General features: G+C 73.5%; 13 protein-coding genes. 6 read left to right on the plus strand and 7 right to left on the minus strand.

The features are described from left to right. Positions 1-119: 119 nt before the first annotated feature. A complete protein-coding gene (locus tag AKI01S_RS03370; RefSeq protein WP_067812135.1) occupies positions 120-395 on the plus strand; it encodes a DUF4333 domain-containing protein in 276 nt (91 codons plus the stop codon). A 9-nt stretch (positions 396-404) separates the two neighbouring features. Here the strand turns inward: AKI01S_RS03370 and AKI01S_RS03375 are convergent, their stop codons facing one another. From AKI01S_RS03375 to AKI01S_RS03395, 5 genes are all read right to left on the minus strand, one after another. Continuing rightward, positions 405-1,031, minus strand: coding sequence for a trimeric intracellular cation channel family protein (locus tag AKI01S_RS03375; protein WP_067812138.1), 627 nt, complete (start codon positions 1,029-1,031; stop codon positions 405-407). A 57-nt stretch (positions 1,032-1,088) separates the two neighbouring features. Next, the gene (locus AKI01S_RS03380; protein ID WP_067812140.1) at positions 1,089-2,225 is read right to left on the minus strand and encodes a family 2 encapsulin nanocompartment cargo protein terpene cyclase; all 1,137 of its coding nucleotides are present in this window, start codon (positions 2,223-2,225) and stop codon (positions 1,089-1,091) included. A gap of 2 nt (positions 2,226-2,227) precedes the next feature. Next, entirely contained in the window at positions 2,228-3,064 is an 837-nt protein-coding gene (locus AKI01S_RS03385; RefSeq protein WP_067812142.1) for a geranyl diphosphate 2-C-methyltransferase, read from the minus strand. Further along, entirely contained in the window at positions 3,061-4,479 is a 1,419-nt protein-coding gene (locus tag AKI01S_RS03390) for a family 2B encapsulin nanocompartment shell protein (RefSeq protein WP_067812144.1), read from the minus strand. The genes AKI01S_RS03385 and AKI01S_RS03390 overlap by 4 nt, the downstream gene beginning before the upstream one ends. 206 nt (positions 4,480-4,685) lie before the next feature. Beyond that, on the minus strand, positions 4,686-4,868 hold the full coding sequence (locus AKI01S_RS03395; RefSeq protein ID WP_067812146.1) for a DUF3099 domain-containing protein: 183 nt from the start codon (positions 4,866-4,868) through the stop codon (positions 4,686-4,688). Between the two features lie 49 nt (positions 4,869-4,917). Here AKI01S_RS03395 and AKI01S_RS03400 point away from each other — a divergent pair, with 49 nt between their 5' ends. Then, a complete protein-coding gene (locus tag AKI01S_RS03400; RefSeq protein ID WP_067812148.1) occupies positions 4,918-5,679 on the plus strand; it encodes an SDR family oxidoreductase in 762 nt (253 codons plus the stop codon). Between the two features lie 115 nt (positions 5,680-5,794). Next, positions 5,795-6,676: an ion transporter gene (locus AKI01S_RS03405; protein WP_157419634.1), complete on the plus strand. Its 882-nt coding sequence runs from the start codon at positions 5,795-5,797 to the stop codon at positions 6,674-6,676. A gap of 32 nt (positions 6,677-6,708) precedes the next feature. On the opposite strand, the gene AKI01S_RS03410 is transcribed toward AKI01S_RS03405, so the two are convergent. Continuing rightward, positions 6,709-8,562 (minus strand): AMP-dependent synthetase/ligase, encoded by a 1,854-nt coding sequence (locus AKI01S_RS03410; protein ID WP_067812150.1) that lies wholly within the window; start codon positions 8,560-8,562, stop codon positions 6,709-6,711. 215 nt (positions 8,563-8,777) lie between these two features. On the opposite strand from AKI01S_RS03410, the gene selD reads away from it, so the two are divergent. The 3 genes from selD (at position 8,778) to AKI01S_RS03425 (ending at position 11,855) form a co-directional block, all read left to right on the plus strand. Beyond that, positions 8,778-9,806 (plus strand): selenide, water dikinase SelD, encoded by a 1,029-nt coding sequence (gene selD / locus AKI01S_RS03415; protein ID WP_067812152.1) that lies wholly within the window; start codon positions 8,778-8,780, stop codon positions 9,804-9,806. 137 nt (positions 9,807-9,943) lie between these two features. Then, positions 9,944-11,455, plus strand: coding sequence for a peptide MFS transporter (locus tag AKI01S_RS03420; RefSeq protein WP_083998819.1), 1,512 nt, complete (start codon positions 9,944-9,946; stop codon positions 11,453-11,455). A gap of 124 nt (positions 11,456-11,579) precedes the next feature. Next, positions 11,580-11,855: a GlsB/YeaQ/YmgE family stress response membrane protein gene (locus AKI01S_RS03425; protein ID WP_067812154.1), complete on the plus strand. Its 276-nt coding sequence runs from the start codon at positions 11,580-11,582 to the stop codon at positions 11,853-11,855. An 87-nt stretch (positions 11,856-11,942) separates the two neighbouring features. On the opposite strand, the gene AKI01S_RS03430 is transcribed toward AKI01S_RS03425, so the two are convergent. Further along, complete coding sequence (locus AKI01S_RS03430) at positions 11,943-13,829, minus strand: propionyl-CoA synthetase (RefSeq protein ID WP_067812156.1); 1,887 nt, start codon at positions 13,827-13,829, stop codon at positions 11,943-11,945. Positions 13,830-13,911 lie beyond the last annotated feature (82 nt).

The raw sequence follows: 13,911 nt of genomic DNA on the forward strand, positions 1-13,911 counted from the left end.
CGGGCACCCTGGTGGGCGGGGCGCGCCGGGACCGACTCTTGGAACGTGCCGGAGCGCTTCCGGGGGACGTGGAGCGCACTCGGATCCGGCCGTTCGCGACCACGGGGAGAACACCGCACATGCGCACGCTCATCACCCTGCCGTTCCTGCTGGGCGGACTCGCCCTCGGCGCCTCGGCCTGCCAGTTCACCCAGACGGTGGACGACGACAAGATCGAGGCCCAGATCAGCCGGAAGCTCGGGATCACCGCCGACTGCCCCGGCGACCTGTCGGGCGAGGTCGGCGCGACGCTGCGCTGCACCGCGGCGAACGCGCCGGGCGTCGCCGCCGTCACCGTGACCGTCACCTCCGTCGAGGACGACCAGGTCAACTTCACGATGAAGGCCGGGGCCTGACCCGGCCCGCTAGTCGGGGACGCCGCGGGGACGCGGCGTCCGCCACCCGTACCGCATCGCCAGCAGCCGCAGCAGGAACGCCAGCACCGCCGACCCGGTCGTGACGATCCCGCCGTGCAGGTCCAGCCAGTGCGCGAACGCCATCATGGTCGCGCCCAGCAGGGCGGGCAGGGCGTACAGCTGCCGGTCGTACAGCACCGAGGGGATCTGCCCGCTCATCATGTCGCGGAGGATGCCGCCGCCGACGGCGGTGATGACGCCGAGCAGCACCGCGTGCAGCGGCGACAGGCCGTGGTCGAGGGCCTTGAGGGTGCCGGTGACGCAGAACAGCCCGAGCCCGGCGGCGTCGAAGAACAGCACGGCGGGCAGCAGCCGGGTGACCTGCGGATGCCAGAAGAACACCAGGGCGCCGGCGACCAGCGGCGTCAGTACGTAGCCCAGGCTGGTGAACGCGGCCGGCGGCACCGCGCCGATCACCAGGTCGCGCAGGATCCCGCCGCCCAGCGCGGTGATCTCGGCCAGCACCACCATGCCCACGACGTCGAGGCGCTGGCGCACCGCCGCCAGCGCCCCCGACACCGCGAAGACGAAGATCCCGACCAGGTCCAGCAGGCCGAGGACACCCAGCTCCTCCATGGGACGATCTTCCCGCACCGACGGTCACCCGCGGTAACGCGGAGGAGCCGGCGGTCCTCAGGGCGGGTCCGTCCGGTAGCGGGGGTTGGTGGCGTGCCACTCCATCCCGCCGCCCATCCAGGCCCGCAGCCCACGCAGCAGCCGCTGGAGATCGGGGGAGGGGACCGCCGACAGTTCCAGGTGGCCGCGTTCGAACGACCGCACCAGGTCGTTGTGCAGCTCCACCGCCACCTCGGTCGCCTCCCGCACCGAGCAGCCCCGGTCGGCGGCGATCAGCAGGACCAGGTTGCAGACCGGGTTCTCGTCGGCGGCGTCCTTGGCGACCGAGTGCAGGTCGTTGACGATCACGCTGGCGGTGCCCGCCTGGAACGCGGCGCGGCGGACCCGGGGCTCGTAGAACAGGTCGGCCGGGACCTCGTAGCCGCCCACCACGTCGATCAGCGTCATGGACGTGTAGAAGCTGTCGTGCTGGCGGGCCGCCAGGTACTCCCAGGCGGGCGGGTGCTCGCGCGTCTCGCGCCAGGCCGCGTACGCCGTCCAGCTCACGAACATCGCGAACGTCGAGTAGCAGACCCGCTGGACCTGGGACGGGGTGGCGTACCGTCGCAGATGGCCGGTGGCCGAGCGCAGCATCCGCAGCACCAGGTCGTCGCGGAGCGCGGCCTCCAGCGGCGGGGTGAAGTCCCCCGCCGGGGGGACCTCGTCCATCGCCGACATCGCCAGGGTGAGGCGCGGCGGCAGCAGCGAGGGGACCGCGCCGAGCGCGGTGTCGTCGGCGTAGTAGTCGTCGGCCGCCCACCAGCTCGCGTTGAGCTCGGCCGCCACCAGCAGGCGGTCGGGGTCGTCGCCGTCGGGGTGCGCGAGGGTCACCAGCCGCCCGAACCGCGCCCCGGCCAGGCCCTCCAGCTCGTCGTCGCGGAAGCCCCGCCGGCGCGCCCAGTCCAGCAGGCGGCGGTCCACCTCGGCGGCCAGGACGTCGTCGACGCGTTCGGGGAGCGGGCAGTACAGGGGGGTGTGGGAGCCGTCGCCCCACTCGCGTTCGACGTAGGCCCCGCCGGAGGGGAACGGGGCGGTGTGCGGCAGCTCGCGGCTGGGGCGGGAGACCGCCAGCAGCGCGGGCAGCTGGGCCGCCGAGGTGCCCAGCCCATGGGGCAGGCCGTGCGGGAGACCGTGGGGAAGACCGTGGGGGCTCATCGTCAGACCCGGTCCGCGGCGATCAGCAGGTACTGGAAGCCGCCCTCACGGTAGGCCTCCAGGAACGTGTCCTCGATGCCGGTGGCGACCGAGGACTCGCGGCGCAGCTCCCAGTAGGGGATCGTCTGGGCCGTCAGGTCGACGACCGCGCACGGGACCAGGCGGTGGGCGGCCATCGCGCGGAAGTAGGCGCTGCGGGGGTGGATGTCGCACACGTAGTGGGCGTTGATGGTGGAGACCGCCCGCGACGGCAGCCCGTACACGTCGTTGTAGCAGCCGGTGATCGTCACGTACCGGCCGCCGCGCGCCAGCAGCCGGGAGTGCTCGGCGAACAGATCGTCCAGCACCACGTACATGGTCGACTCGTTGTTCCAGCTCGCCTGGAACGACCCCGACTCGAACCCGGTGTCGAGCATGTTCCGGAAGTGGAAGCGGACCTTGTCGGCGACGCCGCGCTCGGTGGCCCGCTCGTTGGCGAAGTCGACCTGCTGCTGGGAGATGGACACCCCGTCGACCCGGCAGCCGAACGCGGCGTTGGCCAGGATCGACGACCCGCCCCGCCCGCACCCGGCGTCCAGCAGCCGGTGCTCGGGCCGGATGTCGCCGAGATGGCCGAGCAGGAACGCGGCCTGGTCGTTCTCCAGCCGGTGCAGCTCCCTGATGACGGCCTCGTCCCTGGCCTTCTCGTCCTCGATGTCGAGCACCGACCGGTCCGCCGCGCCGATGCCGTAGTGGTGGTGGTAGATCCCCGACACATCGCCCAGCCGCAGGTTCACCGGGTTGCGCTCGGCGTTCCAGTAGTCGGCGACGTCGCTCTGGTACTCGCTGGCGATGGTCATGACGACTGCCTTTCGGTGATCTCGACGTTCTCCAGAACGCCGATCGCGTCGGGGACGAGGACCGCGGTCGAGGAGTGGGCGGAGACGAGGTAGTGGAGGACGGCGTGCTCGTCGATCCCGGTGAACCGCACCGACAGGCCGGGCGCGCGCTCGTCGGGCAGGCCGGTGCGGCGCAGCCCGACCACGCCGTGGGCGTCCTCCCCGAGGCGCATCGCGACGATCGAGGTGGTCCCCCGGTCGGAGATCGGGATCTTCGGGCAGGGCAGGATCGGGACGCCGCGCCAGGCGGGGACGGGGCGGCCGTCCTCCACCACCGGCTCGGGGTACAGGCCGTGCCGGGTGCACTGGCGGTGGAAGGCGGCGATGGCGCGGGGGTGGGCCAGGAACAGCCGGGTGCCGCGGCGGCGGGTGAGCAGCTCGTCCATGTCGTGCGGCGTCGGCGGGCCGGTGCGGGTGCTGATCCGCTGGTCGAACTCGGCGTTGTGCAGCAGGCCGAACGCGCGGTTGTTGAGCAGCTCCCACTCCTCGCGTTCGCGGACCTCCTCGACGACCAGCCGGATCTGCTGCTCCAGCTGGTCCATGGGGTGGCTGTAGAGGTCCTGGACGCGGGAGTGGACGCGCAGCACGGTCTGCACGGGCGACAGCCCGTACTCGCGGGGGGCCAGCTCGTACTCGGCGAACCCGGCGGGGATCTCCGGCTCGCCGTGGTGCCCGGCGGCGAGGGGGATGTCGGCCTCGCCCTTGCGGTTGGCGGGACGCGCGGCCCCGGCCCGGCGGGCGGCGACGTGCTCGCGCAGGGCGGGCGAGGCGTCCACGAGCTCGCGGACGGCGCCGCGCGGGGCGGTCAGGAGGGTCCCGGCGGTCACGGCGCGGTGGGTGTGCGGCCACACGGGGTCGGGCTCGTGCAGCAGCTCCTCGCCCAGCGTCGCGCCGCCTCCGACGACGGCGAGGCTCCGGACGCCGCCGTACTCGCCGGGCCCGAGGCGTTCGACCTTGCCGTGCGCGACGACCAGCATCTCCCCGACCGGCGTCCCGGCCTCGGTGAGGACCTCGCCGGGCCGCAGCTCGCGGGCGGTGAACAGCCCGGCCAGGCGCTCCAGCGCGGCCCGGTCGGCGAGGCCGTGGAGCGGGGGCAGCTCGGTGAGGGTCTCGGGGACGATCCGGACGTGGTCGGCGCCCTCCTGCACGAACGCCGGCCGGCCGCGTCCCGGCGTCACCCGCAGGCGGCGGTTGACCCGGTAGGTGCCGCCGCGCACCTCCACCCACGGCAGTTTGCGCAGCAGCCACCGCGGGGTGATCCCCTGCGTCTGCGGTACCGACTTGGTGGTGGTCGCCAGATTGCGCGCCGCGCGGGTGCCGAGGCTCAGCGCGGACGCGGACGCGGGGGGCGGCGCGGAGGCTGCCTCGCTGGTCATCTCGGGGGCTCTCCCATCTGCCGGGGGCGGCGCACGCAGGGAAGGCTAATTGCCGTGCCCCGGCCCCATAAGGGGGAGATCCAGCAGAGAAAAATGCACCGTCCGTGCAGGGAAATGTGTCCCGGCGGACAACAGAAAACGGAATTATCGCCAAAAAATGGAAGGAAAATGGGGGATGGGGAGGGCTTCGCGCACCGGCGCGGGCGTCACTCGTCGCGGTCGTAGTTCCAGTTGGCGACCACGGCGGCGAACGGCGGGATCACCATCGCCACCACCGTCATCGCGACCGCCAGGGCGGGCGAGAAGAGCCGCACCACCGTCCAGGCGAGCACGAACAGGGTCAGGCAGGCGCCCATCATGACGCCGTAGGCCAACTTGCGCCGCCTCATCCCTCCACCGTATTACCTGGGGATCGCCTCCCCACGGAAGGAAAGCGGCATGACGGACCTGTTCAGCCTGGCGGGCAAGACGGCGCTGGTGACCGGCGGGACGCGCGGCATCGGCCTGATGATCGCGCGGGGCCTGCTGCGGGCGGGCGCGGCGAAGGTGGTGATCAGCTCCCGCAAGCCGGAGGCGTGCGCGAAGGCGGCGGCCGAGCTGGCGGAGTTCGGGACCGTCGAGGCGATCCCGGCGGACCTCGCCACCGAGGCCGAGTGCCTGCGGCTGGCCGCCGGGCTCGGCGACGGCCCGCTGCACGTCCTGGTCAACAACGCGGGCGCGACCTGGGGCGCGCCGCTGGCGGAGTTCCCGGCGTCGGCGTGGGACAAGGTGGTGGACCTCAACCTGAAGGCCCCGTTCTTCCTCACCCGGGCGCTGCTGCCCGCGCTGCGCGCCGCCGCCACCGACGACGACCCGGCCCGCGTCATCAACATCGGCTCGGTCGACGGGATCATGACGCCGACCGACCGGTACTCCTACACCGCCAGCAAGGCCGGGCTGCACCAGCTGACCCGCGTGCTGGCCAAGGAGCTGGGGCCCGAGCGGATCACGGTCAACGCGGTGGCGCCGGGCCCGTTCGAGTCGAAGATGATGGCGGCGACGCTGGAGGCGTTCGGCGAGACCATCGCGGGCGCGGTGCCGCTGCGCCGGATCGGGCGGCCCGACGACATGGCGGGCGTGGCGGTCTTCCTGGCCAGCCGCGCCGGGGCCTACGTCAACGGCGCGGTGATCCCGGTCGACGGCGGCCTGACCGCGCTGTGACCGCGCTGTGACCGGGGAGGGAGCCGGGTGACGGCCGGGTGAGGGTCGGGTGGCGACCGGGACCGGATCACCATTACGGCCGCCGCTGCGTGATCGGTTCACTACGCTGGGCGATGTGGTCGAGTCTGCTTCCCCTTCCGAGGCCGTCCCCCGTCCCAGGGAGAGCACCGGGCCGCGCGCCCGGCTGCGCGCCCTGGTGGAGGCCCCGGCGTTCCAGCGCGTCGTCACCATCCTGATCGTCGTCAACGCCCTGGCGCTCGGGGTGGACACGGTGCCCGCCCTCTCCGGGCCGTTCAGCGAGGCCGCCGCCGCCGTCGACCAGGTGGCGCTGGTGCTGTTCACGGCGGAGCTGGGGCTGCGCCTGGTCGCCCACGGCCGCCGCTTCGCGCGCGACCCGTGGAGCGTGTTCGACCTGGCGGTCGTGGCGATCGCGCTGCTGCCCGACTCGGGCGGGCTGTCGGTGCTGCGGGCGCTGCGGGTCCTGCGGGTGCTGCGGCTGATCTCGGCGGTGCCGAGCATGCGGCGGGTGGTGGCGGCGCTGCTGGGCGCGATCCCCGGCATGGTGTCGACCATCGGGCTGCTGGTGCTGATCCTGTACGTGTCGGGCGTGATGGCGACCGAGCTGTTCGCCGAGGCCGCGCCCGACCACTTCGGCGACCTGGGCGCGTCGCTGTTCACCCTGTTCCAGATCATGACCGGGGACGGCTGGTCCGACGTCAGCCGCGAGATCATGAAGTCCCAGCCGCTGGCCTGGGCGTTCTTCGTGGTCTACATCCTGGTCACGACGTTCGCGGTGCTGAACCTGTTCATCGCGATCGTGGTGAGCGCGATGGAGGAGGAGGCGCGCCTCGACCTGGAGAACGACCGGGAGGTCGGGGAGCAGCCCGGGGGAGAGGCCGGATCGGCGGCGGTGCTGGCGGAGGTGCGGGCGCTGAGCGCGCGGGTGGAGGCGCTGCACGCGGAGGTGGCCGGGCGGCCCGGCACCGCCTCCCGCTGAGTCCCGTCGGCGGGAGGCGGCGCCGGGCCGGGTCAGGAGGCGTACAGCCCCTCGAGGGCGTCGCCGTACTTGCCGTGCACGACGCGGCGCCGGAGCTTGAGGGTGGGGGTCAGCTCCTCGCTCTCGGCGGTCCACTCGGCCGGCAGCAACCGCCACTTCTTGACCTGCTGGACGCGGGCGAGCCGGGCGTTGGCGTCCTCGACGGCCCGCGCGACCTCCTCCAGGACCAGCGGGTGCTCGGCCAGCTCGGCGACGTCGGCGGCCTCGACGCCGCGGGCGGCGGCCCACACCGGCGCGACCTCGCCGTCCAGGGTGATCAGGGCGACGACGTAGGGCCGCCGGTCGCCGTAGGCGAGGGCCTGCCCGATCAGCGGGTGCTCCTTGAGGTGGTTCTCGATGAGGGAGGGCGCGATGTTCTCGCCGCCCGCCGTGATGATGATCTCCTTCTTGCGGTCCACGACCCGCAGGAAGCCGTCGTCGTCCAGCACGCCGATGTCGCCGGTGCGGATCCAGCCGTCCGCGTCGATCAGGTCGGCGTCGGCCCGCGGCCGGTTGAGGTAGCCGGGGGTGCAGGTCGCGCCGCGCACCAGGATCTCCCCGTCCTCGGCGAGGGAGAGCTCCACGCCGGGGAGGGCGCGGCCGACGGTGCCGAGCTTGAACGCGTCGTGGAGGTTGGCGGTGATCGCGCCGGTGGTCTCGGTCATCCCGTACGCGTCGAAGATCTTCAGGCCGAGCCCGGCGAAGAACCGGGCGACCTCCTCCGGCAGCGGGGCGGCGGCGCTGGAGGACTGCACGACGCGGTCCAGGCCGAGCAGCCCGCGCATCGGGGCGAGCACGGCCTGGTCCCAGCGCGCGAACCCGGCCGCCACCTCGTCGGGAACGGGCGGGTTGCCGTACTCCTGCGCCGCCACGTACCGGCGGCCCGCCTCCAGCGCCTGCGCGACGGCGGCCTTCTTCCGCTCGTCCGGCTCCCCGGCCAGCACCGCCTGGATCCCCGCCATGATCTTCTCCCAGACGCGCGGGACGCCGAAGAAGGTGTGCGGCCGGACCTCCCGCAGCACGGTGGTGAGCTGGGCGGGGTCGGGGCAGAAGTGGATGTGGGCGGCCAGCCGGATCGGCAGGTAGTAGCTCAGGACGCGGTCGGCGATGTGCGCGAACGGCAGGTAGGAGATCGCGGTGGGCCGCTCGGGCAGCGCGGACGCGCCGCCCACCATCTCCGCCTCGTGCAGCACCATCGAGTGGGTGATCCGCACGCCCTTGGGGTCGCCGGTGGTGCCGGAGGTGTAGAGCAGGCAGACGGTGTCGCCGGGGGTGAGGGCCGTCCAGCGGGCGTCCAGGGCGGCGGCGTCGGCGGCGCGGCGCTCGGCGCCCAGCGCCAGGAGGTCGTCCCAGGTCAGGAACTTGTCCCCGGCCGGGCAGGCCGCGGCGTCCACCACGACGACGCGGCGCAGGGCGGGCAGCCGGTCCAGCACCGGGAGCCACCGGTCGAGCTGGTCGCGACCGTCGAGCACCGCGACCTTGGCGGCGCAGTCGGTGGCGATGAACGCGACCTGGTCGGGGGCCAGGGTGGCGTAGACGGTGGTGGGGACGGCCCCCGCGTGCATCGCGCCGGAGTCGGCCAGCAGGTGCTCCACGCGGTTGGGCATCATCAGCGCCACCACGTCGCCCGGCTCCAGGCCGAGCGCGGCGAACCCGGCGGCGGCGTCCAGGGCCCGGTCGCGGAACGCGCTCCAGGTGAGGGTGCGCCAGCCGTCGGCGTCGCGGTCGGAGTAGGCGGGCCGGTCGCCGTGCGCGCGGACGGTGCCGGCGAGCTCGGTGCAGACCGTCCGTCCCGCCAGCCGCCGGGCCAGCCCCTCCCGCGCCTCCTGGATACCGGCATCGACCATCTCGCGCCCCTCTCGGTCCGTGCGGCTGGATAAGTGATTACTTGCAGGGGGCATCGCATCATGCCGAACGGCGTTCGGGCAAGGGGTGGGGTGAACGCGTTCGGCCCGGCCCGGCGGGTTTACCGGCTGGTCGGAGGCGGTGTAAGGCGACCGGTGACCGAACGGTGGCGCAGCGTTTCTTGATCGTTAATGGTCGGGGTGGGTACGGTCCCCGCGTGACCTCCCAGGCAGCGGCCCACTCCGTCCCCCTCCGGCTGACCCGGTACGCCCACGGCGGCGGCTGCGCCTGCAAGATCCCGCCCGGCGAGCTGGAGGAGCTGGTGGCCGGGCTGAGCGACGGACCGGGCCTCGCTCCCGCCCCGCCCGGCACCGAGCTGTTGGTCGGCGCGGCCGACGGCGACGACGCGGCCGTGCTGCGCGTCGACGGCGACCGCGCGGTGGTCTCGACCGCCGACTTCTTCACCCCCGTCGTCGACGACCCCTACGACTGGGGCCGGATCGCCGCCGCCAACGCCCTGTCGGACGTCTACGCCGTCGGCGGCACGCCGCTGATGGCGCTCAACCTGCTGGGCTGGCCGCGCGACGTGCTGCCCGCCGAGCTCGCGCGGGAGGTGCTGCGCGGCGGCCGGGACGTGGCCACCGCCGCGGGCTGCCCGATCGCCGGCGGGCACAGCGTCGACGACCCCGAGCCCAAGTACGGCCTGGCCGTCACCGGGATCGCCGACCCCGCCCGGCTGCTGCGGCTGGACGCGGGCCGCCCCGGCGTCCCGCTGTCGCTGACCAAGCCGCTCGGCATCGGGGTCCTCAACGCTCGCCACAAGGCGACCGGGGAGGTGTTCCCGCAGGCCGTCGCCGCGATGACCGCGCTGAACGCCGACGCCTCCCGGCTCGCCCTGGAGCGGGGCGTGATCTGCGCCACCGACGTCACCGGGTTCGGGCTGCTCGGCCACCTGTACAAGCTGGCCCGCGCCAGCGGCGTGACCGCCGTGGTGCACGCGGCGGCCGTGCCCCGCCTGGAGGGCGCCCGGGAGGCGGTGCGCGACGGGTTCGTGCCCGGCGGGACGCGCCGCAACCTGGCCTGGATCGCCCCGCACACCGACTTCGGCGCGCTGCCGGAGGAGGAGCGGCTGCTGCTGGCCGACGCCCAGACCTCCGGCGGGCTGCTGGTCGCGGGGGAGATCCCCGGCGCCCCGGTGGTCGGGGAACTGGTGCCGCGGGGGCGGCACACCCTCGTGGTCCGCTGACCACCCTCGGTGACAACACCCGGAACTTGGCAGGTCAAAGGATCGGATAGCCTCCCCGACGGACTGTTCGCCCGGCGCCGGTCCGGGGTAGGCCCCGATCACGCCGGGTGGCGACGATCTCCGGGGGGAAACACCGTATGGCGACGCCCACGTCTGCCGGTGCGACGTCGGGTCGCACCTTCTTCGGTCATCCATGGGGCCTGGCCACGCTCTTCTTCACCGAGCTGTGGGAGCGGTTCAGCTTCTACGGCCTGCGCGCGATCCTCGTGCTGTTCCTGATCGCGCCGCCCGCCGACTCCGGCCTGGGCATGGCCGAGGGCACGGCCAAGGCGCTGCTCGGCGTCTACATGGCGATGGTCTACTTCGTGGCCCTGCCCGGCGGCTGGATCGCCGACCGGATCCTCGGCGCCCGCCGGGCCGTGCTGGTCGGCGGCGTCGTCATCATGTGCGGCCACCTGTCGATGGCCGTCCCCGGCGGGGCGGGCTTCGTCTACCTCGGCCTCATGCTGATCATCCTGGGCACCGGGCTGCTGAAGCCGAACATCTCCACGATGGTCGGCAAGCTGTACGACGGCGAGCCCGACGCCCGCCGCGACTCGGCGTTCTCGATCTTCTACATGGGCATCAACATCGGGTCGCTGGCGCCGTTCCTGGTCGGCTACCTGGGCCAGGACGTCAACTGGCACGTCGGCTTCGGCGCCGCCGCGGTCGGCATGGCGCTGGGCCTGGCCCAGTACGTGATCGGCGGGCGGCACCTGCGGGGCGTGGGCGACCGGCCCGGCAACCCGCTCACCCCGGCCGAGCGCACCCGGGTGTTCCGCACCGTCGGCCTGGTGCTGGCGCTGGTCGCCGCCGTGCTGGCGGCCTTCGCGGTGACGGGCCGGCTGACCGTCGACGGCGTCACCGTCGCGCTGACCGCGCTGGCGATCGTCGTGCCGGTCGCCTACTTCGCGTTCATGTTCCGCAGCCCCGAGGTGAGCGGCGAGGAACGCGTGAGGCTGCGCGCCTACGTGTGGCTGTTCGTCGCCGCCGCCCTCTTCTGGATGATCTTCGACCAGGCGGCCGGGCCGCTCAACATCTTCGCCCAGCAGAAGGTCGACCTGACCATCCTCGGCTGGGACATGCCCTCGTCCTGGACACAGAACATCAACCCCATCCTGATCATCTGCTTCTCGGCGGTGTTCGCCTGGCTGTGGGTCAGACTCGGCGACCGGGTCGGCACCCCGCACAAGTTCGCGTTCGCGCTGGTGATGTGCGGGCTGTCGTTCGTGGTGATGTCGATCGCCTCGAACGCCGCCGCGGGCGGGGCCCGGATCTCGCTGCTGTGGCTGATCGCGGTGTACCTGCTGCAGACCCTCGGCGAGCTGTGCCTGTCACCGGTCGGCCTGTCGGTGACCACCCGGCTGGCCCCGCAGGCGTTCGCCAGCCAGATGATGGGCGTGTGGTTCCTGGCCACCGCCGCCGGGGACGCCGTCGGCGGGCAGGTCGCCCGCTTCCAGGGCGCACTGGGCGATGTGACCTACTTCCTGCTGCTGGGCGCGCTCACCGTGGCCGCGGGCGTGGTGATGTTCCTGTTCGTGCGGGCGCTGCGCCGCCTGATGGGCGAGGACCGCGCGCCCGCCGCCGACCCGGCCGGCACCCGCGCGTAGCGGGCGTGATCGCCCCCGGTGTGCGTTCCGTCACGGATCGTGTCGATGATCGCGTGGTGGGTAGGGGAGGGATGACGGTTCCGCGACAGGCGGGAGCCGACGCCTCATGACCGAAGGAGCGGACATGACCATCGGGGGGATCATCACGGCCATCATCTTCGGCGCGATCATCGGCGCGCTCGGCCGGCTCGTGGTGCCGGGCAAGCAGCACATGCCGATCTGGCTGACGGTGGTGGTGGGCATCGTGGCGGCGTTCATCGGCACGGGGCTCGCCCACCTGTTCGGTCTGAAGACCGAGGGGTGGAACTTCTGGGAGACGCTCTTCCAGGTGGCCGTCGCGGCCATCGGCGTCTACCTGGTGGCCGCCTTCTGGCCGAAGCGCTCCGGCAGCGACTACTGACCGGTGGCCTGCCGCCCGGCCGCCGTCCCGGACCCCCGGGACGGCGGCCGGGCGCGCGCCGGTCCGGGTGCCGGGTCAGGCTCCGGGTCAGGCGCCGGGGGAGCGCAGCACCGGGCGCAGCTCCTCCAGGACCGCCGGGTCCTCGATCGTGGACGGCACCGGCACCTCCTGCCCGTCGGCGATGCCCCGCATCACGCCGCGCAGGATCTTGCCGGACCGGGTCTTGGGCAGCGCCCGCACCACCGTGATCTCCTTGAGCGCCGCGACCGGCCCGACCTGCCGCCGCACCATCGCGACCAGCTCGTCGCGCAGCGCGGCGGGGTCGGCGTCGGCGCCGCTCTTCAGGACCACCAGCCCGCGCGGCACCTGGCCCTTCAGCTCGTCCCGCACGCCGATGACGGCGCACTCGGCGACCGCCGGGTGGGCGGCGATGACCTCCTCCATCGTGCCGGTGGACAGCCGGTGCCCGGCGACGTTGATCACGTCGTCGGTGCGGCCCATCACCCACACGTAGCCGTCCTCGTCCAGGTGCCCGCCGTCGCCGGTCAGGTAGTGGCCGGGGTGACGGGTCAGGTACGACTCGACGAACCGCTCGTCGTCCTGCCACAGGGTGGGCAGCGTGCCGGGCGGCAGCGGCAGCCGGATCACGATGTCGCCGTCGGCGCCGGGCGGGACCGGCTCCCCGTCGGGGCCGAGCACCCGCACGTCGTAGCCGGGCACCGGCACCGACGGCGACCCCGGCCTGACCGGCAGCGGCTCCAGGCCGCGCGGGTTCGCCACGATCGGCCAGCCGGTCTCGGTCTGCCACCAGTGGTCGATCACCGGCCGGTCCAGCACGCGCGCCGCCCAGTGGTAGGTGTCGGGGTCCAGGCGCTCCCCGGCCAGGAACAGCGTCTCCAGCGCCGACAGGTCGTACCCGGCCGGCAGCCGCCCCTCCGGGTCCTCCTTCTTGATGGCGCGGATCGCGGTCGGCGCGGTGAACAGCGCCTTCACCCGGTGCTGGGCCGCCACCCGCCAGAACGCGCCCGCGTCCGGCGTCCCGACCGGCTTGCCCTCGTACAGCACCGTCGTGCAGCCGGTCAGCAGCGGCGCGTACACGATGTAGGAGTGCCCGACGACCCAGCCGACGTCGGAGGCCGCCCAGAACACGTCGCCGGGGCCGACGCCGTAGACGTTCTCCATCGACCAGCGCAGCGCGACCGCGTGGCCGCCGTTGTCGCGCACCACGCCCTTGGGACGGCCGGTGGTGCCGGAGGTGTAGAGGATGTAGAGCGGGTCGGTGGCGGCGACCGGCACGCACCCGGCGGGCTCGGCGGCGGCGACGGCCTCGTCCCACTCCACGTCGCGGGGCCGCGCCAGGTCGGCGTGCAGCTGCGGGCGCTGCCGGATCACGCACCGCTCCACCTTGTGCGACGCCAGCTCCAGGGCCTCGTCCAGCAGCGGCTTGTAGGCCACCACCCGCGCCCCCTCGATCCCGCAGGACGCCGACACCACGGCCTTGGGCCGGGCGTCGTCGATCCGCACCGCCAGCTCGCGGGCCGCGAACCCGCCGAACACCACCGAGTGGACCGCGCCCAGCCGCGCGCACGCCAGCATCGCGACCACCGCCTCCGGGATCATCGGCAGGTAGATCACCACGCGGTCGCCGCGGTCCACGCCCTGCGCCCGCAGCGCCCCGGCGAACCGCGCCACCTCCTCGGTCAGCTCCCGGTAGGTGTAGGTGCGCACGGTCCCGGTGACGGGGCTGTCGTAGATCAGGGCGGGCTGGTCGCCGCGGCCCTCCTCCACATGCCGGTCCAGGGCGTTGTCGCAGGTGTTCAGCTCACCGCCGGTGAACCACCGGTAGAACGGGGGAGCGCCGTCGTCCAGCACCCGGTCCGGCGGGACCAGCCAGCGGATGTCGCGGGCCGCCAGCCCCCAGAACCGGGTCGGATCGGCGATGCTGCGTTCGTACGCGGCCGCGTAGGCGCCCATATCGTCCTCCGGAGCAGTCGGACCACCCCAACATCGGGAATTGGGGCGTTCCCCTATACGGCCCGCCCGGGGCCCGATTCGT

The sequence above is a fragment of the Actinomadura kijaniata NBRC 14229 genome (assembly GCF_001552175.1).
Classification (GTDB): Bacteria; Actinomycetota; Actinomycetes; order Streptosporangiales; family Streptosporangiaceae; genus Spirillospora; species Spirillospora kijaniata.